General features: G+C 70.7%; 16 protein-coding genes and 2 pseudogenes. 7 read left to right on the plus strand and 11 right to left on the minus strand.

The annotated features are described in order from the left end of the window. Positions 1-28: 28 nt before the first annotated feature. Both ACZ56U_RS05905 and ACZ56U_RS05910 read right to left on the minus strand, forming a co-directional pair. Positions 29-754 carry an alpha/beta fold hydrolase gene (locus tag ACZ56U_RS05905; RefSeq protein WP_469082793.1) on the minus strand — a complete coding sequence of 242 codons (726 nt, stop codon included), beginning with the start codon at positions 752-754 and terminating at the stop codon, positions 29-31. 268 nt (positions 755-1,022) lie between these two features. After that, on the minus strand, positions 1,023-1,994 hold the full coding sequence (locus ACZ56U_RS05910) for an alpha/beta hydrolase (protein WP_469082794.1): 972 nt from the start codon (positions 1,992-1,994) through the stop codon (positions 1,023-1,025). A gap of 819 nt (positions 1,995-2,813) precedes the next feature. Here ACZ56U_RS05910 and ACZ56U_RS05915 point away from each other — a divergent pair. After that, positions 2,814-4,463: an MFS transporter gene (locus ACZ56U_RS05915; RefSeq protein ID WP_469082795.1), complete on the plus strand. Its 1,650-nt coding sequence runs from the start codon at positions 2,814-2,816 to the stop codon at positions 4,461-4,463. Positions 4,464-4,759: 296 nt separating this feature from the next. Next, positions 4,760-4,903 (plus strand): annotated as a pseudogene (locus tag ACZ56U_RS05920) (type I glyceraldehyde-3-phosphate dehydrogenase); the annotation flags it as partial. Between the two features lie 46 nt (positions 4,904-4,949). Here the strand turns inward: ACZ56U_RS05920 and ACZ56U_RS05925 are convergent. From ACZ56U_RS05925 to ACZ56U_RS05945, 5 genes are all read right to left on the minus strand, one after another. Beyond that, the gene (locus ACZ56U_RS05925; RefSeq protein WP_469082796.1) at positions 4,950-5,507 is read right to left on the minus strand and encodes a hypothetical protein; all 558 of its coding nucleotides are present in this window, start codon (positions 5,505-5,507) and stop codon (positions 4,950-4,952) included. Positions 5,508-5,574: 67 nt separating this feature from the next. Next, positions 5,575-6,102 (minus strand): hypothetical protein, encoded by a 528-nt coding sequence (locus ACZ56U_RS05930; protein WP_469082797.1) that lies wholly within the window; start codon positions 6,100-6,102, stop codon positions 5,575-5,577. 64 nt (positions 6,103-6,166) lie between these two features. Further along, the gene (locus tag ACZ56U_RS05935; protein ID WP_469082798.1) at positions 6,167-10,105 is read right to left on the minus strand and encodes a CHAT domain-containing protein; all 3,939 of its coding nucleotides are present in this window, start codon (positions 10,103-10,105) and stop codon (positions 6,167-6,169) included. A gap of 91 nt (positions 10,106-10,196) precedes the next feature. Beyond that, positions 10,197-11,006 carry a hypothetical protein gene (locus ACZ56U_RS05940; RefSeq protein WP_469082799.1) on the minus strand — a complete coding sequence of 270 codons (810 nt, stop codon included), beginning with the start codon at positions 11,004-11,006 and terminating at the stop codon, positions 10,197-10,199. Further along, positions 10,987-11,154, minus strand: a complete 168-nt coding sequence (locus ACZ56U_RS05945) for a hypothetical protein (RefSeq protein WP_469082800.1) — start codon at positions 11,152-11,154, stop codon at positions 10,987-10,989. The genes ACZ56U_RS05940 and ACZ56U_RS05945 overlap by 20 nt, the downstream gene beginning before the upstream one ends. Positions 11,155-11,560: 406 nt before the next feature. On the opposite strand from ACZ56U_RS05945, the gene ACZ56U_RS05950 reads away from it, so the two are divergent. Beyond that, on the plus strand, positions 11,561-13,057 hold the full coding sequence (locus tag ACZ56U_RS05950) for an XRE family transcriptional regulator (RefSeq protein ID WP_469082801.1): 1,497 nt from the start codon (positions 11,561-11,563) through the stop codon (positions 13,055-13,057). Positions 13,058-13,117: 60 nt separating this feature from the next. Here the strand turns inward: ACZ56U_RS05950 and ACZ56U_RS05955 are convergent, their stop codons facing one another. Genes ACZ56U_RS05955 through ACZ56U_RS05965 form a run of 3 tightly spaced genes read right to left on the minus strand, consistent with a single transcriptional unit; the run spans position 13,118 to position 15,440 of the window. Further along, entirely contained in the window at positions 13,118-13,534 is a 417-nt protein-coding gene (locus ACZ56U_RS05955; protein ID WP_469082802.1) for an SDR family NAD(P)-dependent oxidoreductase, read from the minus strand. Further along, positions 13,531-14,523: an alpha/beta hydrolase family protein gene (locus ACZ56U_RS05960; protein WP_469082803.1), complete on the minus strand. Its 993-nt coding sequence runs from the start codon at positions 14,521-14,523 to the stop codon at positions 13,531-13,533. Before ACZ56U_RS05960 ends, ACZ56U_RS05955 begins: the two co-directional genes overlap by 4 nt. Further along, positions 14,520-15,440 (minus strand): zinc-binding dehydrogenase, encoded by a 921-nt coding sequence (locus tag ACZ56U_RS05965; RefSeq protein WP_469082804.1) that lies wholly within the window; start codon positions 15,438-15,440, stop codon positions 14,520-14,522. Before ACZ56U_RS05965 ends, ACZ56U_RS05960 begins: the two co-directional genes overlap by 4 nt. Positions 15,441-15,529: 89 nt before the next feature. Between ACZ56U_RS05965 and ACZ56U_RS05970 the strand changes: the two genes are divergently transcribed. Beyond that, positions 15,530-16,540, plus strand: coding sequence for a LysR family transcriptional regulator (locus ACZ56U_RS05970; protein WP_469082805.1), 1,011 nt, complete (start codon positions 15,530-15,532; stop codon positions 16,538-16,540). Between the two features lie 113 nt (positions 16,541-16,653). Here the strand turns inward: ACZ56U_RS05970 and ACZ56U_RS05975 are convergent, their stop codons facing one another. Continuing rightward, the gene (locus ACZ56U_RS05975) at positions 16,654-16,788 is read right to left on the minus strand and encodes a hypothetical protein (RefSeq protein ID WP_469082806.1); all 135 of its coding nucleotides are present in this window, start codon (positions 16,786-16,788) and stop codon (positions 16,654-16,656) included. A 562-nt stretch (positions 16,789-17,350) separates the two neighbouring features. Between ACZ56U_RS05975 and ACZ56U_RS05980 the strand changes: the two genes are divergently transcribed. From ACZ56U_RS05980 to ACZ56U_RS05990, 3 genes and pseudogenes are all read left to right on the plus strand, one after another. Next, positions 17,351-17,509: a hypothetical protein gene (locus ACZ56U_RS05980; RefSeq protein WP_469082807.1), complete on the plus strand. Its 159-nt coding sequence runs from the start codon at positions 17,351-17,353 to the stop codon at positions 17,507-17,509. Between the two features lie 99 nt (positions 17,510-17,608). Beyond that, complete coding sequence (locus ACZ56U_RS05985) at positions 17,609-18,214, plus strand: cadmium resistance transporter (protein ID WP_469082808.1); 606 nt, start codon at positions 17,609-17,611, stop codon at positions 18,212-18,214. Between the two features lie 363 nt (positions 18,215-18,577). Further along, positions 18,578-19,194, plus strand: a pseudogene (locus tag ACZ56U_RS05990) (DUF7019 family protein). The last annotated feature ends 4 nt before the right edge of the window (positions 19,195-19,198 follow it).

Genomic DNA, 19,198 nt, shown 5'->3' on the forward strand with positions numbered 1-19,198 from the left:
GGCGGTGACAGGTAGGGAGGGCAGCGGCTCAGGCGGTGGTGGACCGGACCGCTTCCTCGATGAGGTCGACGACCGCCTCGGGGTGGGAGAGCATCACCAGGTGCGAGGAGTCGACCTCGACGGTGGTCATGCCGGCCCGCTCGTAACCGAAGCGCTCCACATCGGGGTTGATGGTGTGGTCGGACGAGGAGACGAGACCCCACGAGGGCTTCGTCTTCCAGGCCGCGGCCGGGGCTGCCTCGCTGAACGCCTGTGCGGCCAGAGGGCGTTGGGAGACCGCGAGGACGGAGGCGAGCTGCGGGTCGACGTCGGCGGCGAAGATGGCCGGGAACTTGTCGACCTGGACGGACACGTCGGTTCCGGGGGTGGTCGAGCCCTCGATCGGGAAGGGCGTCTGGACGAGCGCGGTGGCGAGGTCGGAGTCCGGGAAGCGGCCCTGCAGCTCGCCGAGGCTCTCGCCCTTCTCCAGGGCGTATCCGGCCAGGTAGACGAGCGCCCGTACGTTGTCCTCCACGCCGGCGACGGTGATGACGGCGCCACCGTAGGAGTGACCCACCAGGACGACGGGGCCGGGGAGCTGGCGGACGATCGAGGTGACGTACGCGGCGTCCCCGATCAGGCTGCGGTTGGGTACGGCGGGTGCCACGACGTCGAGTCCGCGGGCGATCAGTTCGGGGATGACACGGGCATAGCTGGAGGCGTCGGCGAAGGCGCCGTGGACCAGAACGACGGTCGGCTTCTCGATGGTGGACATGGATAACTCCCTTGAAATGTAGGTTAGTTGAGAGGTCGGTAAGTCGTGTAGCAGATAGACGGGCGTGCCCTGCCCGACGCTGACCCAGTGCTGCTTGATCCCGTTGAGTTGCGCCGTGTGGAGCGTGAGGTCGGGCGGTTCGGGCGTGGGCGGTCCTTCGCGGGGCGGGGGAGACCGACGCGCGGGGCCCGGCCGCGTGGGGCAGGGTGCTGCCGCACGCGGTGAGCGCGATCGAGACGGCCGCGGCCGCCGCAGCGGTGGCGCCGTGTCAGCGCGTGCCGAGCGTGGTGCGGAGGGTGGAGATCGCCAGCGCGATGGCCGTCTCGGCGGCGTGCGTCTCGCGCAGGGCGTTGAGCATCACGAAGTCGTGGATGACGCCCTGGAAGCGGACCGCGGTGACCGGGACACCGGCCTGACGCAGCTTGTTCGCGTACGCCTCGCCCTCGTCGCGCAGCACGTCGGCCTCACCGGTGACGACCAGCGCCGGCGGCAGACCCGCCAGCTGCTCGACGGTGGCCCGCAACGGGGAGGCGGTGATCTGCGCCCGCTCAGACGCGTCGGTCGTGTACTGGTCCCAGAACCACTGCATGCCGTCCCGGCGCAGGAAGTAGCCCTCGGCGAACTGGCGGTACGAGCCGGTGTCGAAGCTCGCGTCGGTGACCGGGTAGAACAGCACCTGGCCCCGCAGCGGGACATCGCCGCGTTCCTTGGCCATCAATGTCAGCGCGGCACTCATGTTGCCGCCCACCGAGTCGCCGGCCACCGCGAGGCGCGCCCCTTCCAGACCATGCACGGCGCCCTGCTCGACGACCCACCGGGCCACCGCGTAGTTCTGCTCGATGGCCACCGGGTACCGTGCCTCCGGCGAGAGGTCGTACTCGGGGAACACGACCGCCGCGCCGACACCGACCGAGAGCTCGCGCACCAGCCGGTCATGGGTGTGCGCGTTGCCGAACACCCAGCCCGCGCCGTGGATGTAGAGAATCACCGGCAGCGTTGCGGCGACACCCGCGGGCCGCACGATCCGCGCCCGCACGCTCCCCGTCGGACCACCGGAGACCGTGACCCACTCCTCGTCCACGTCCGGCAGCTCCACCGGTCCGGACTGCACCTCGTCCACCGCCTTGCGCCCCTCCTCCGGCGTCAGCTCGAACAGGAACGGGGGACGGGACGTCGCCTCCGCGAACGCGGCCGCAGCCGGTTCGAGCACCGGCACGACCGGCTCCACAGCATCCGACATGAAAAGCTCCTCAAGGACTTGCCGCAGACCGGACCGTCCGGCGCGACGACCCCCGACCGGAAACGACGTCCGCTCGGGGTGATGCCGTAAAGCTAGAAGCGCCAGAACGCCGGCAGTTGCCCGCCAGCGCACCGCGTATGCCCTGACAGCGCACTGCGCCCGGCCGGTGCGCTCTCGGCATCAGCGGAGCGTGCTGCGGGGATACTTGGACAACTCGGACCCGCACAACGTGGCGGTGCAGCCGAAGGCCGGGGAGCCGTCGAATCCAGCTCGCGCAGCGGGGGGTGTGGCGAGCGGGCTCACGCCCGGCCGGACGAAACTGCTGCGGCTGCCCGCGGAGGACGGCTCCACCCGCAGTCGTCCCTGGCCCGCGGCCCGGCCCTTCCGCGCGCACCGTCACGGACGCGGTGGGCGGCTTGGCGCCGGGCGCCTGGTGGAGCGCACGCCGGCACCGGACGACCGCCACGCCAAGCGAGTCGAGCCTCACCCCCGCGGGCGGCGCTCTGCCGGCCGAGACCACCCGCGCCGGGGAGGAGGTGTGCCGCGAGGCCTTCGGGAGCGTCGATGGCGCGGACCGGGAGCCGTTCTCCGAACTGCTCCACCAGATCGACGACGCCGCCCGCGACGCGGCCCACGCCCCGCTGGCCTATGGCGACGCCCTGACCGAGGGGCGCTTCGCTGAGGGACCAGAAGCCGTGCACTCTCGGTCATGTCGCGCCGGTAGGCCGGACCTACGGTGGCCGAGGCCTGCATCCGCACGGCACGGGCACCCCGCGCACCGGGAGCGCGGCCCGCATTCCCACACCGCCAGGGACCAGCATGAGCACCGCACCATCGGCGAAGGGCGCCCCGGCGGGGGACTCGCCCTGGGCACCGCTCGCGGCGCGCGTCTTCCGCGCGCTGTGGATCGCGCAACTCGTATCCAACGTCGGCAGCTGGATGCAGACGGTGGGCGCCCAATGGCTGCTCATCGGGCACGATGCCACGTTGGTGACGCTCGTGCAGACCGCCTCCAGCCTCCCCGTGGTCCTGCTCGCCCTGCCGTCCGGAGTGCTCGCCGACCGCTATGACCGCCGGGCTGTGCTGATCACCGCCCAAGCCGCGATGCTGGCCGTCTCGACGGCGCTGACGGTGCTGGCGTTCCGCGGCTCCCTCACGCCCGTGCTGCTGCTCGGCCTGACCTTCCTACTGGGCTGCGGCACCGCCCTGATGGGCCCGGCCTGGCAGGCCCTCCAGCCCGAGCTGGTGGAACGCCGACAGCTCGGGCAGGCGGCCGCACTCGGCGCCGTGAACATGAACCTGGCCCGCGCCGTCGGGCCGGCGCTCGGCGGCGCCGTGGTCGCGGCGGCCGGCGCGGGCTGGGTCTTCGCCTTCAACGCCGTGTCGTACCTCGGCATCATTGCCGTACTGGTGTGCTGGCGGCGGTCCGCCTCCCAAGGCCCCGCGGCCCAGGGCGAGAAACTGCTGGCCGCCGTGTACGCCGCCCGCCGCTACGTCTGGAACGCCCCGGGTGTCCGCCGCGTCCTGCTGCGCACGGCACTGTTCATCCCCGGCGGGGCGGCGCTGTGGTCGCTGCTGCCCCTGGTGGCGAGCCGCTCGCTGGGGCTCGGCTCCGGCGGGTACGGGCTGCTGCTCGGCGTCGTCGGGATCGGCGCGGTAGGCGGTGCCTTCGTGCTGCCCGCGATCCGGCGGGTCTGCGGCGTCAACGTCGTCCTCGCCGCGGGCCCTGTCGTCTTCGCGGGCGCCCTGGTGGTGCTGGCCACGGTCCACACACCCTGGGCGGCCGCGGTGGCGCTGGTGCCCGCCGGCCTCGCCTGGATCGCTGTCCTGTCCACGCTCAACGCGGCCGTTCAGGCGCGGCTGCCCGGCTGGGTCAGGGCGCGTGGCCTCGCCGTCTATCTCCTGGTGTTCCAGGGTGGCCAGGCACTGGCGGCACCGCTGTGGGGCCTGCTGGCCGAGTGGCTGGGACTGACCCGAGCCCTGCTGATCGGCGGCGCTCTGCTGCTGGCCGGAGCGGCGACCCTGCGCCGGTGGCCGCTGCGCGGCACGGACGGCATCGATCCGAGCCCGTCGGACCACTGGCCCGTACCGCCCCTGGTGTTCGAACCGGGACCGGCCGACGGACCCGTTCTCGTCACCGTCGTCCACCGGGTCCCGCCCGCCAACCGGACGGCGTTCACCAGCCGCATGAACCGCGTGGCCCGCTCGCGTAGGCGCGCGGGGGCCTTGTCCTGGGGCCTGTATCAGGACGGCAGGGAGCCGGAGCGCTTCATCGAGACCTACCTGGTCGCCTCCTGGGCGGAGCATCTCGCCCAGCACCACACCAGGACCACGGCCACGGACCGCCGCGAAGAGGAGCGCGCCCGCGCACTGCTCGTGGCGGGCACCGCGCCCGAGGTGACCCATGCCTTCGACGCCACGACCGGTCCGGTGGTGGCCGCGAGGGACCGCACCGGAACCGGGACCTGAGGCGAGTCGGGACCGACGGGGCCGCCTTCGCACGCGAGCGCGAGCGCCGGCTCGCCACGCCGCCGTTCACTCAGGTGTACCGCGACCAATCAGTGGAAGCCACAAGCGGCAGAGCTTCTTGAACCACACCCGGTGCCCCTCGGCGGATGAACCATATGAAGGGTTCACCGCGTCCCGCAGAACAACAGAGGGGGCTCATTCAGTGACCACTACCGTCACCAGCCACCATGACGGTCGGCGCGACTCCCTGGACGACCGCGTCAGCGACCTGGCAGCGGGGAACCCTCCGCCCTAAAGGGGGCCTGCCGGTCTCGGACGCGCCGATCGCCTCGCGCGACATCGTGGGCGACCCGGCGTCCTGTGTGCTGGACGCGCCGCTCACCCAGGCAAGTGCCGACCCGATGAAGATCTTCGGCTGGTACGACAACGAGTGGGGCTACCACCCACCGGCTGCTGGCCTCATCGAATACCGCCGAGTGCCACGGATCAATCGCCGCCGTGCCAGATTCCGAACGGCAACGTGGCACCGTACTTGTGGAGTTCACTGTCCGGGCTGGACAGAGCGATGTATGTCTGGTCCAGGAACTCCCTGAGGCCCGGGCGGGCGCTGGTACGCCAGGCCCAGAGGAAGTCGATGACGTCGTCAGGGCGTTGCTCCGGGAACTCGTAGTCCTCCAGCGGGACGCAGAATCGCTGTCGGAAGATCTCGCTGGTGCGGACGTCCTTGATGTCGCGCTCGATCCACAGATTCGCCTGAAAGAGCAGCATGGAGTCGATGTACTCGATGAGCGCCACGATGTTGCGCCCATGGCATGGCTTGCCGTTACGGGCAAGCACGCAATGGTAGAAGTACGGGAAGAGCTGAGGGACATCGCGCCGCTTCGTCGGGTCGCGGTCTCCCTCCTTCCAGTAGGACGACCCCTCCTGCGGCAGCGTACCGGCCGCAGCGGAAGGCGGGGGATCGGCAGGGGGCGTGGCCGATGGGCGGCCGTAGAGTTGCACGTACAGGTCCGTGCTGTCCTTGGCGGGGCGACGCGATGCCATGACGTCTGTGCTCCTAGCGGGCGTTGAGGGTTCGTCGGGGAGAGCGGTCGGGAGTCGGAGCTTCGGTTCAGTGGGCCAGGCTGAGCGCCAGCAGCAGGCCGCCCTCCGTGGGTCGGAAGGGCCTGCCACCGAACTGCGCGACGCAGGCGCGGCTGTCAGGACCGGACGTCTCGGCGATCGTGAACAGCTGGCCGGCGAACCAGTTGCGGACCGTCTCGCTGTGGAAGCTGAAGGTCGTGCCCATCTGGTTGCTGCTGAAGATCACCGATACCTCGCCGGTCTCCTGGTGGACCAGGCACAGGTAGGTGCCCGAATTCAACTCGAGGTTGCGTGCGTTGACCCAGTGCAGTACGTCGTTGTGGCGGGCGGCGGGGATCTCCGTGGCAACGCCCGCGGTGAGGCGCAGCCACCACGGCTGATCTCCGTGGGTCGGGTCGGCCCACACCAGTCCCAGCCCGCCGTCGTGGACGAAGGAGAACTCGATGTCGTCGGCCGGTGGTCCGCTCCCGGCCTTCAGCGATCCGGGGTAGCGCATTTCGGTGAGGTCGGCGAGGAAGCCGATCAGTTGGCGCTGCTGGTCGGTGCCAAGGCTCATGGTGGCTCCTGCTCGGTTGGCGGCGATCGGTCCCGTCAGAGAAGTTCGAGGTGTGTGGCCGGTCTCAGCCGTCGAGAAGAGTCAGAACGGCCTGTGCCTCATGTGCGTCGAAGAGCGTGTGCAATCGGGCGAGTGTTGTCCGGCTGCCGAGGCGGCGGACCAGGTCGGCATACACGCTTCTGTTCCTGGTGAGTTGGGCGTCCTGTACGTCCGGCTGATGAAGGTGCAGGGTGGATTCGGCGAGTGCTCGCAGGGAGCCGTCCACGAGGTCTGGCCGGTCCGTTCGCTCTGCGAGGATGAGCAGGACGCGCGCCAGGGCGCACAGGGTCTCGGCGGCTCCCGCGGCCACGTCGGCTTCGCTGAGGATGTGTCCGGCCTGCTCCAGGAGTTGGCGGGCGCTGTCCAGGTCTCCGCCCAGGTATGCCACGACGCCGAGTTGGTGGAGGTAGCGGCCTTCCGAGTCCCTGGCGCCGCGTCGTTGGGCGCTGGCCCGGCATTCTCGCCAGCGCTGCCTCGCCGTACCGAGGTCGCCCGCCTCACGGGCCACCACGGCGAGCAGGTTCAGTGCCAGTTCGTGGTCCTCGATGTCCCCGCCCCGTTCGGCGAGCGCGAGATGGTGCTCCGCGAGGTTGTGCGCCGCGGTGACGTCCTTCTCCATGAGAGCCGCGTACACCAGGTAGGAGTACGCCCGGAGCATTCCGTCGGTGTCCCCGATCCGCTCGTTCTGGAGCAGCGCCTCGCGGGCGTGGGCCTTGAGCTCGTGCGGTTGCTCCAGGCGCAGGTAGACGTCGGCGACGAGCAAGGTCGTCGCGGCGATGCCGTGCCGGTCGACGGGCTCCTCGCGGTCGTGGCCCAGCGCTTGCTCGAAACACCGCAACGCGTCGGCGTACCGGCCCTCGTCGATGGCCAGGCGGCCCCGCTCGGTCAGCCGCGCCGCCTGGGTACGACGGTCACCTGGCCCGCCGCGCAGCTCGTCGGCGCGATCCAGATGCCATCGTTTGGCGGCGAGTTCGCCGCGCCGGTCCGCGCGCAGGGCGAGCGAGTGGTGGATGCGGCTCATCTCCACGCGGTCGCCCAGCTGTTCACTGAGGGCCAGCGCCTCCTGGAAATGGTCGTCGGCCAAGTCGTACCGGGACAGGCTCGTCTCGGCGACGGCGAGCCGGTGCAGGCTCTGCGCGATCGCCGCGGTGTCCCCCGCCTGCCGTCGGATGGCCAGGGCGCGCTCATAGGCGGCCACGGCGGCGGCCATGTCTCCGGTCTCGCGGTCGCAGTCACCGATGCCCTCATGGGCGTCGGCGGCGAACGGCGAGTCGACGGGCACCACCGTGAGGATCTCCCGTGACAGGGCCCTGACCTGGTCGAACCGTCCGGCGGCGAGGTGACGTCGGCACAGCAGTCCGGAGATGCCGAGGAATTCGTCGGTCATGCCCGCTTGCCCGGCGTGATACCTGGCCTCGTCGGCGACGGCCACATCGGTGGCCCGTTCCAGGTCGGTCGTCCCGAGCTGGGCAAACCAGTGGGCCGTGGCCTCTCGGTGAGCCAACCGCCATGGCTGCGGGGCGAGTTCGGCGAGGTAGGCGCTGATCCAGCGGGGCACCATGAAGCGCAGAGCCGACTCGGACTCCGACGACGGAGACGGGGACGGGGACGGGGACAGCAGCCCAGCGGTGACGAGTTCGGCGAGTACGTCGACCCCGTCGGGCCGCGAGAGCGCGGTACGCGTACGTCTCATCGCCGCCGCCATGTCGGCAGGGGACCCGGAAACCGCCAGGAACGCCTGGGCGGCCACCGGCGTACGGAACACCGCGGCCGCCATCAGGGCGCTGCGGGAGTCGGGGCACAACTGGGGCCAGAGCAAGGGCAGTTCGGCGTCCTCGGCCGCCGTCACGGCGGCTTCCCGGAGGACCGCGCCCAATCCCTGAGCCGCCACGCCCCGCACGTGCTGCTCGGCGTCGTTCACACCACGGACGTGCAGTACGTCCATGAGGCGAGGCCATATGTCCGGGCCGGCCGCCTGTGGGGTGGCGCGTAGCAGACACGCCGCGAAGCCGAGGGCGCGTGGGTGGCCACCCAGGGTGTCCGTCAGGCGGTCGAGGTCCTGGGGGCGCAGCACGGAAAGTCCCGGAACCTGCCGCGCCAGATAGCGGGCCTCGGCCGGTGGGAGCGGTTCGAGTCGCAGGGTGGCCGGAGGGCGCAGATGCGCATTCAGGTTCAGGGGTGAGCGGGACGTGATGACGAGTCGTCGCTTGCCGCCGTCACCCACTGATGCCCATGCCGTCAGGAAGACGCCCCTGAGGGAATCCTCCGCGCCTGCTTGGGCTTGGGTGCGTGCGTCGAACACAACCAGTGCGCGGGTGTACGCGTCGGCGGAGGCGTCGAACCATTCCCGGGCGCGGCGCTCCCGCTCGCCCTCGGGCAGGCCCGGCGCGCACAGGTCATCCGCCGCCTTGGGGTCCACGCGCCCCGTCAGGGCCCGCATCATCCGCGTGAGGCATTCCAGTGCCGAGGTCCGGTCGTCCAAGCGCGCGATGCGCTGCCGCTCCACACCCCCTCGGGCCAGAAACTCCTCGACGAGTGCCGTCTTGCCCGTGCCCCCGAGCCCCGTCACCTGCACCGGCCCCGCCGCGTGCCAGAACTCACGCAGCAGCCACTGGAGTTCTCGCCGACGGCCCACCCGGACGCGAGAGCCGCCTGAGGCGTCGGCTGCGCTGCCACCGGTCCTGGGGGGCTCTTCCCGCGTGCGGGCCGGCGTCGGGGCAGTGTCGCGCAGACCGGCGGGGCGACCTGTGGCGTACAGGGTGGGCGTCCCCCACTCCGCCGGAGGCAGAGGTCGCCGCCTGTCCGGGCGTACGTGGGCCTCCGGCGGCACGGGCCGGCGGCGCTGCTCCAGTTCCTGGCGGACCTGAGCGACCGTGCGCGGCAGTGGGCACGTCGGGTCCTCGGCGAGGCGCTCATAGAGGCGGGCGGCGAAGGCCGTGGCGTACCCGTCGCTGACCTCCGCCGTCATGGCGAGCACGGCGGGAAAACCTTCCGAAGCGAAACGTTCGGCCAGACCCGGCAGTTGAACGGTGTGCTGCGATCGGCCCGGTGCCGACAGATCGGTGCGAGGTACGAAGGGGCCCTCGGAGGCGCCCCGTGCCGAGGCGCAGGCCGACAGCATCAGAAGACCGGGCCGCGGAACGTCCTCGGGGAACGCGGCGAGGAGACGGTCGAAGGGCACGAGGTCCGGCTCGCCCGTGCTGCCCTCCAGACAGAGGCCGTGTTCGTAGCCATGACAGGACAGGTGCACGATGTCGAACGCTTCGCCGTGCACAGCGTCGCGCAGTGCCTGCCAGCTCCCTTCCCCCAACAGCTCCAGCTCCAGCCGGCCGTCGTGGTCGGTGGCGTCGAGCAGCCGTCGTTGTTCCGTCTCGATGTCAAGGCGGGCGAATCCGTACTCCTCTGGGGCGGCGATCATCGCCAGCATCCGCAGCGATCCCTCTCTCCCACCCCGCCCTGTGCTCTCCATGCCACGGCCGGTCCCTGGGGAGGCCGAGCGGTACAGAGCCACCCGTGGGTCCAGGGCCAGCGGTGAACTGGTACCCGGGTGGCACAGCGCCTCCCACGGCAGGTCCTTGAGCGGTGCATCCACGACGTGGATGCCCACGCTGTGCGCGGAGTACGGGGCGGGAGTGCGGCGCAGCAGGTTCGCGAGGGCTTGACCCACCGGACCGTCGAGGTAGGTACGGGTGAGCGCGGCACCCGCGGCGACGAGGTCGGCATGGGAAGGATCCGTGCCGGCGTTGTCGTCCAGCGGACGCAACGGCGCCGCGGCCGCTGCGGCGGATCGGGTGCGCCAGGACCGCAGCACCCACCAGGCCTGGTCGGCGGCGTGGTCGGGTGCACCGGCCGGTTGCCGCACGACGCCCGCACGATCGGGCAGCCGGAGCGACATCTCGGAGCTGTCGACGTGCAGGATGGCGTCCGTGGAGGGGGAGGTGGCGCGTCGGGCGTAGGACGGCATGGGGTCTCCGTGGCTGCCGGCGGGTCTTACCGTGGCGGGTCGTGGGGTGAGTCGATGGCTTGTGCGCTCGGGCCGAACGGGATCGTGACGCTCAGTGGTTCGGAGCGCTGGGCGTGCCGACGGCGGATCCCGACGAGGAAGAAGGGGGAGGCGAGGAACAAGGGGAAGGGGAAGGCGAAGACGTGGCTGGCGACACGGCGGAGGCGGGCGCCGGTGTCTTGCCCGCCGTATCCGCTTCGGAGGTCGCCAGAACCAGGCAGAGCGCACCGAGCAACGTGATCCCGCACCCCACGAAGGTGTGGACGCGCGCCTTGCGGACGCCCGCACGGACATCCCACGCGTACATCAGGGCGGCCAGCCGGCTCATGCGGGTGTAGTCGTCGGCCACCCAGGAGGCCGTTTGCCGACGGGCCGCGGCCAATGCCTGGCGGCGCGTGGCGTCGGTCTCCGCCGCAAGCAGCCGGGTGACCTCACCCAGCGCCCGCCGGTGCGTGTCGCGGCCGCGGTTGAAGGCGGGGAGCGCGGCGGAGCCCTGGCTCGCGGACGGCCCGAGGAACAACTCCGGTTCCGCTTCGATGGCGGCCTTGATCTCGGCGAACCGCGGGCTGTCGATGTCCTGGTACGACACCAGACGCGGCATGAGTGCCTCACTCGTGACCCACAACGCCCAGCCCACGCCGGCCAGGGCGACCGCCAGTCCGGCCAGCGCGAACAGCAGCCGGCCCGTCGAGGCCGCGGACCGCATGGCGGTCAGTGGGACACCGGCGAGAAGGACGGCGCCGACAGCCGCCAGGGCCGCGAGCATCCACTTCGCCGTGGCCCGCATGTCCGGTACCGCCTCGACGGGCGAGGATCCGGGAGCCGGTGCGCGGCCCTGAAGGTCAGCCGTCGGGGTCGTCATCGTGGCCCTTGAAGAAGACGGTCTGTACGTCGTCCACCGGGGCGGTGACGCCCTCGTCGCCCATCGCCTCCCAGCGGTCGCCGATGTACACCTCGGGCACGGGACCGGTGAAGCGGACCTCACCCTCCTCGGGATCGGGGGCCGTCATGACAGCGCCTCGGTGACCGTACGGTCCAGCTGCCGCTGGCCCTCTGACTTGAACAGCATGACTCGTCCCCCTCATCATCTTCTGCCAGTTGTGTCCAGGGATGTCGTGCCATTGATACGGCAGACGTCGGCGGCCGGCCGGGCACTTTGCACAGCGGTTCGGGCTGTGCAACGGGTCTTGTCCCATTGCCCTCCGTGGGCTAGCGCCCAGCTGACACCCTGGTGTCATGGCGCACACCACACCGCACTCACCGCCCCGATCGTCGTTCCCTCCGGCGGTGGCGATCGGAGCCCGTGGGCGCGTGGCATGGCTCTTACGGGTCAATCGGGTCCTGGGATCGTGGGACGGAGACACGTCTCTGCCCGCCTTCGCCGGCGCGTTCCCTGGCAGCTCCTACGACAAGCCGGTGAGTGTCAGCGCCCTGTCCCGGTGGGAGACAGGGCAGGTGCCGGTGCAGGCCGCTGCGGTGAGCCGGTACGAGGAGCTGCTGGAGCTTCCGCGGGATCTGCTGGTCACCACGGCGCGGACCACGCTGCGATATCTGGCTTCCTCGGCACTGATCCGACCGACTCTGCCGCGAACCGGCAAGGGACCCGAAGCTGCCGCCGACCGCGCCCAGGAGTTGGTGGAGCGGGCACTGTCACGGGACCTGATGCGGGGTGAGGACTGGACCGGGCTCACCGAGGCACTGTGCGAGATCGACCGGTTCGCGCTACTGCCCGTCTCCGCCTGGACCCAGCTGACCGAGCGGCTCGTCGCGGAGATGGTCATCGCCGACGACGTGCCGTGGATGGCGCGGTTCGAGGCGCTGAACCGACTGCTGAACCACCCCAGGGCCGCGCAGCACGCGATCGCCGTCTGCGCCTCGCTGGCCCGCGACAGCTCCAACTACGCGGCGACGGAGGTGATCTGCGCCCTCGACAACACCGCGCACCCGGACGCCACCGCCCGGGTACTGGCCGAGGTCAGCCAGCCGAGCAGCCAGCGCGCCCTGGAGGGAGCGGTGATGGCGTGCATCCGCAAGGTCGGTTACCGGCACTTCACGGTGCCGCAGTTGCGCCGACTCGCCCACGCTGTCGAGGACATCGGCCCCGAGTGGGACCTCTTCGGCCAGGTGCAGGCGTTGTCGAGTGTCTTGTACGAGTTACCCGTGGTGACCCTGGCGCAACGGGACCGGCGGAGCCCGAACACCACGGCCTCCCGTGGTCTCCGTGTCGAGAAACCCGGCTCCGGCCGTCCTCTCGCCCACCGAACTCCCCCTGCGGGACTCATGACCGGACTGCCACCCACCGAACTCGCCGCCGTGGCACGGCGGGTCCTCCGGCATGCCCGGCGTGCGAAGGGCACCGACCGGACGGACGCCACGCTGTCCCTTCTCGTCACGGAGATGTTCTGCCACCCGGTGTTCGACGTGCGCCTGCACACCTCTCTCCTGCTGGCCGCGACGCCGTACCGCACGGCGCTGGCCGACGCGGCCGTCGCCGAACTGTCCCGCCCGCGCATTGCCGCGACCGTGTCCTGCGCCCTGCCTGTTCTCGGTGCCCTGCGGATCATCGGCGACGCACGGCACCGCGAGTGCGTGGAGAGGCTCGCCCTGACCTCCGGACTGCCGCGCGCCACCATTTCCGCCGCGGTGCACAGCCTCGGACACATCGACGCCGATCCGGCCGACGAGGCCTTCTTCGCCCGCGCCCTCACCCAATACGCGCGCCAGTGGACCCAGCGTCGTGACCCGGTCGCGGCCACCACGCTGAGCGGCCTGGTCTACGCGATGGGTCGCGCCGGTCGCACTGATCTGCTCCGCGACGTCCGCGACCGCGCCGAACACCCCCTCGCCGCCCGACAGGCGGCCGCATGGTGGCTGAACCTTTCCGTCCACACCCGCGCGAGCTCCCTGACCTGAAATTCGGGACTGAGGGGACGTGCGTGTTGAGCGCGACGTGGGAGTGAAGTGGCATCCCCATCACAGTGTGGAGGCATTGATGACGATCGAGCCTCCGTCCGCCAGCAGCGGCAGTGCCTTTTGGATGGTGAAGAACACACCCTTGAAGTTGACGTCGATGCCGTGGTCGAAGTCCGGCTCGGTGATGCTTTCGAACGGCAGGAACGTGCCGGTGCCCGCGTTCGCGAAGAGGCCGTCCAGCTGGCCGTGACGGTCCCGGACGGTCTCCATCAGTGCGTCTACCGCGCCGAGGTCGGCGGCGTCGGCCACGATCGAGGCCCTGGGGCCGATCTGCTGGACTGCGGCGTCCACCCGTGCGCGGGTGCGGCCGGTGACGATGACGTGGGCGCCTTCGGCGACGAGGCGCTGTGCGGTTGCCAGCCTCATGCCGCTGGTGCCGCCGGTGATGAGGATGGTCTTGTCGGTGAAGCGGTTCATGCTGGTGTTCCCGTCAGGGTGTGCGTGAGGTGGTCGCTGAGGTGGGGCAGCCAGTCGGGCCGTGCGTTACCCAGTAGGTGGTCGCCGTGCCGGACGGACAGGTAGCTGCCGTGCGGCGCCAGACGGGCCAGCAGCGCGCCGTTCGTCACTCCGGGGATAACGTCCTGGTCGCCGTCCACGACCAGCAGCGGGGCCGCGATGCGAGGTGCCAGGGCGGCGAGGTCCACATGGCGTACGAACTCGTGGGCGGCGTCGGCACCTCCGGTGCGCTGGGCCATGATGTCCCGTACCGGCGGCGGCAGTTCCTTCCAGTCGAGGCGGAAGGGACCGCTGACGGTGGCGACGGCTGCCACGCGCGGCTCCAGCGCCGCGGCCCGGGCCGCGAAATAGCCACCCAGACTCAGGCCGACGAGCCCGATGCGTGCGACGCCGAGGGCGTCGATGACGCGACCCACGACCCGCTCGTAGTCCAGCACGAAGGACGTGGTGACCGCGAGCACGCCCTGTCCGGGGCCGTCCATCGCGAACACCGCCAGCCCCCTGGCCAGCAGCGCGGAGGCCAGGTCGAGGAACTCCTCCTTGGCCGAGTCCAGGCCGGGGAGGAGGACCACGGTCCCCGGCGCGTCAGCGGGGCCGCGCAGCCAGCCGGTGAACCCCTCGCCGCTTACCCGCCGCGCACCGGGCTCCAGCACCGTGAGAGCTCTGCTCAAGGCGTGATCCGCCTCGACGGCGGCACGAGGTGCTTCCACGTACGGCGCCAGGGTGGCCAGATGGAACCACCGGGCCGCCATCAGCAGGTACTCACCCGCTGAGAGAGACGATCTCGCGTCCTGCGCGCGCTGGAGGTAGCCGTGTCCGGTGCGCAGGAAGGACGGTCCCCAGTCGGCGACGGAGGTGAGACCCTCGGTGACGCGCCGGTACTCATGCGGGTCCACGCCCGCACCAGTGGCACGTGTCCACTGGGCAGCGGCGAAGTCGGTGGCGTTCATCGTGCTCCTTCGGTCAGCAGGATGGCCTTGCCGCGGATCCGGCGCTCTCGCAGGTCGACCAGGGTCTCGGCGGTCTGTGCCCAGTCGGTGACACGGCCGATCTCCGGGTGCAGCCGGCCCTGTTCCACCAGGCGCACCAATGCTGAGAGATCCGAGCCGTACGGGGCTCCGGCGTAGTGGAAGTGCTGGATCGTGACGCGCTCGGGCCCGCCAAGGAGCTCGAAGAAGTCGAGGGTCACCGGGGTGCGGCTCGCCTGGCCGAACCAGACAAGCAGCCCGCCTGGGCGCACCTTCGACAGGGCGAGGGGCAGATCCGGCCCACCCGTGGACTCCAGCACGACATCGAACGGCCCCTGAGCCGTCGCGACCTCGTGCACCACCGTCGCGCCCAGCTCCGCGAGCCGCTCACCGCGCACCGGCGTGGCCGTCACCGCGGTCACCTCGGCTCCCGCCCCAACAGCCAGCTCGGTGACGTAGTGGCCGACGCCACCCGAGGCGCCGGTCAGCAGCACCCGCCGGCCGGCCAGGGAACCGGCCGTACGCAGCAGCCTCAGCGCAGTGATCCCGGCCAAGGGCAGAGCCGCCGCCCGTGCGTTGTCGATGCTGTCCGGGAGCACCGCGAGCGAGTGCGCAGGCACGGCGGCGTATTCGGCCCAGCCGCCCTGCGCCGGGTGCCCGACCACGCGGGTGCCGATGCCGGGGCCGGAACCGTCCGCTGCCGCCTGCACGACGAGCCCTGCGATGTCCTTGCCGGGCAGCGTCCCCGGCCGGGGGTGTTCGAGCAGGAAGGTCTCGCCCCGGTTCGGCGCGAACGCCTCGACCTTGACCAGCGCCTCACCGGGCTCCGGCACAGGCTGGGGGACCGAGGCGAAGGCCACGGGGCGCGCCGCTTCCCCGGTGGGAATCAGTCTTTGCATGGAGAAGATGCAACCCCCGCGGCCACCCCACGATCCAACAACCACCGGGCAAAGCCGACAACCTTTGGTTGTCACCTATGGTGGGAGCCATGGATCTCGACGTGGCGCAGGTACGTGCCTTTGTGCGCACCGCCGAGGAACTGCACTTCGGCCGGGCCGCCGGGACGCTCGCCATCTCCCAGCAGGCGCTGTCCAAGAGGATCGCGCGGCTGGAATCCATGCTCGCCGTCGAACTGTTCCAGCGCGGCGGCAACGGCGTACGCCTCACCGACGCCGGCCAGCGCTTCCTTGCACCAGCCCGGCAGACCGTGGCCGCCGCCGACGCCGCCGTCGCGGCAGCGGTCGGCACGGACCGTCCGCTGCGCGTAGACGTCTGGGGGCACCTGTACGCGCCGATGCGGACACTGGCCCAAGTCGCCGGACGGGCCGGGGAGCTGGCGTTGGGTCACGGGCGCGATCTGCCGTCGGTGACGACGGCACTGCTGCACGGTGACATCGACGCGGCCTTCGGCCGGGTCCACCCCCCGCTGCCCTCCGGCCTCGCGCACCGCCTCGTCCGCCTCGAACCAGTGGACGCCGTACTGAGCACCGACCATCCGCTCGCATCCGAACCGGCACTGAGACCGGACCAACTGCGCGACAGCGTGCTGTGGGCACCCGGTGCGCTGGAACGGCTCGACTTCCTCCACCAGTTCACCGACCGATTCGGCATCCAGAACACCGCCACGAGCGTCAACCTGGGGCTCGCCCACTTCCTCGGGGAGCTAGCGGAAGAGCCACGACGCTTCTCGCTGGTGCCCGCCGATGTGCCACTGCCGGAGGTCCCCGGACTGCGCTCCGTCCCCCTGATCGATCCCACGCCGCTGTACGCCTGGTCACTGCTCTGGCGCACCGGTAACGAACACCCAGGACTGAACCGCCTTACCACCGCCTGCGCTGAGGAAGCAGGGCGGAGCCGATGGCTGGAGTACAACCCGGCCCACGACTGGCTGCCCGAACCGCCCACGAACCATCCCCAGCGCCAGAAGGGCTGCCACGGCCGGGAGAACATCGGCGCCGAGCTGGGCGGGCAGATCCGTCGGGAAACGGGCTCATCGTGATCAAGTGAGCCCGTTTCGTCGGTGCTACCAGACGCCTTCGTCGGTGTCTCGGAACGTGCCTCATGTGACTCACTACGGAAGAAGCTCTTGACCTGCACGAACTAATTCCAGATCTAGATAACCGGGGCGCCGCGGGCGAAGCTGCCGAACGGCCACACCTGCCGGACCAGGTGGAGGGGCCATTCCTGGGGGCCGTCGAGCCGGTGGAGCATCGCTTCGACCAGTTCGACAGCTCGCGTGCGTTTCATGTGGCTCCCTGGATCCCGCTGGCCACCAGGGTAGTGGCCGGACCATGGGGTTGAGTCCCGCCCTCCGATGGCATCCCGCGAAGGGCGAGGAGTAGCCCCGGCGAGGCGCGCGGCCAAGGGCCGTGATGTCGTTGCGGGACGGGCGCCGGCCGATGATCAGGCCGGACCGGCGGATTGTGCCCCCGGATGCGGCGCACGGGGACGCGGCGCCCAGGAGGACTGCTGCTCAACGTACCGCGCCGACCGGCGCCTTATCGCACATATCAGAGAAGGCAGGGCAGACCCGGTCTGCGCGCAGAGCGGGACGCTGCGAAGACGGGGATGCCGGGTCAGCTGACCGCCGTGTGCAGCGGGCGCGGCTCCTGGCCAAGACCGTCGGTCAGCGGAACGTGTTCGGCCCACAGAATCCGCAGGCGCTTGGGTGGATGGGTGCGCACGCTTCGGGCCAGCACCCAGATTCGGGGCCAGGAGAGCGCAGGCGCGCTCTCGCTCGAGGTCCTCGCGCCACATGTCGGCCACCGCGGTCCGGCCGGAGTCGGAAGTATCCCTCACCATGTTGGACGTGAAGTCCTGGATCGAGCGGGCCACAGCGATGGCAGACATGGACGACAAGCACGCCCTCTTTGCCGAGTTCGCGGCTCTTGAGGACGCGTTCGAGGACCTCGAACCGAAAGTCCGTGAGGCGGTCTGGCGCATCGACGAGGAAGCGAACATGCGCTGACAACACCACCTGGTTGTCGAAGATCGCTTCGATGTCTCCGTCTTCGATCTGCACGGCCGTGGCAGGACGTCACCCGTACCAAAGGAGAGGCACCCACTCGTGGACCTGGGCATCATCGGGCAGGCCGCCGGGCTGTTCGCCGTCACCAATATCGACGACATCCTGATCCTGGCGCTGTTCTTCGCCCAGGGAGCCGACCACCCGGGCTCCACCCGGCGCATCGTGCTGGGCCAGTACCTGGGCTTCGCCGCGATCCTCGCCGTGGCCGTCGCGGCCGCGTTCGGCGCCACCTTCCTGCCCGAGTCGGCCATCCCCTACCTCGGTCTGCTGCCCCTCGCGCTCGGCCTCAAGGCCGCCTGGCAGGCATGGAAGGACCACCGCGACGGCGGAGCGGACGAAGAGGAGGCTCAGGCGAAAGACGGCGGCCCCAGCCCGCTGGAGGTCGCCGCGGTCACCTTCGCCAACGGCGGCGACAACATCGGCGTCTACGTGCCCGTCTTCGCCACCGCCGGCATCGGCGGCATGACCGTCTACGCGGCGGTGTTCCTCGTCCTGGTAGCGGTGTGGTGCTTCGCAGGACGGTTCTTCGCCACCCGCCCCGTCATCGCCAAGGCCCTCGCCCGCTGGGGACACATCCTGCTGCCCCTGGTCCTCATCGCCATCGGCCTGCTCATCCTCATCGAAGGAGGCGTGTTCGGCCTGTGACGCGACCGGACCCGTTCGCATCTCGACGACGTCCAAGTGCCTCCCGGTCTCGTGAACCCGTGCTGCTCATCGTCGTGAACAAAGCCACCCGCGAGCACGGCGTGAGGGGCGGCCTCCGACTGGGAGAGGGGGACGTCGGTGAGGGATGCGCCGAGTGCGAGCGCGACGATGTCGCCGTGCTGGACATCGTGGTCCGCGTGCCTGGGGGACGTGGCCGCCGTCGCCGCTCCGCTCAACTCCCTTCGCCCGCGCAGCCCATGGCTCACAACGGGCCGTGATCGATAGGCTGGGAAGGTCGAGGCCTGGGAGGATCCGGCAGTGTCGCTGAGCTACTACGTGTACATCTCCGACAGCAAGGTCGACATGCTGTTGCCGCAGATCGACCCCGGGTTCGGGGCCAAGCGGCAGACGGAGGTGGGCGTGAACCTCTCCGTGCTGTCGGCGAAGCGCACCACCGAGGGTCCACCGAACGACCGGATCACCCGTCTCGAGGCGGTCGTCCGGTACCTCCGCGACCACGGTGACCTCGGCACGGTGGACGCACCGGGCCAGTACTTCTGGGGCTCGCTGCGGATGCGCTGGGGCGCGTTCCGCGACGACCCCGCGTCCTCCCTGGTGTTCTTCGGCGGCGCAGCGAGGACACCGTCGTCGCCCTGGGCGGCTCGTACCGGCACGTGTACGACTACGTGCCGGATGCCGAGGCCCACGGTGTGGGGCGCTCGATGATGTCCTCCATGCTCGACGGCCTCGGGATCACGTCCGATCTGGAGGACGAGTACGTCGCCGACGCGGTGGACGGCGACCTCGACCGCGTCGATCGCGCGGCGCTGGGCCGCGTCGAGCGGGCCGTCGCGCGACTGCGCTGGCCGGCGCAGAGCGTCGAGTTCGTGGCGAAGCGGCTGCTGCACGGCGAGAGCCCGGACGGCACCGGCACGTCGGTGCTGCTCGGAACACCCCTGTACGCCGCCGTGGTGGACTGACGCC

It is taken from the genome of Streptomyces sp. NPDC034103 (genome assembly GCF_055575395.1).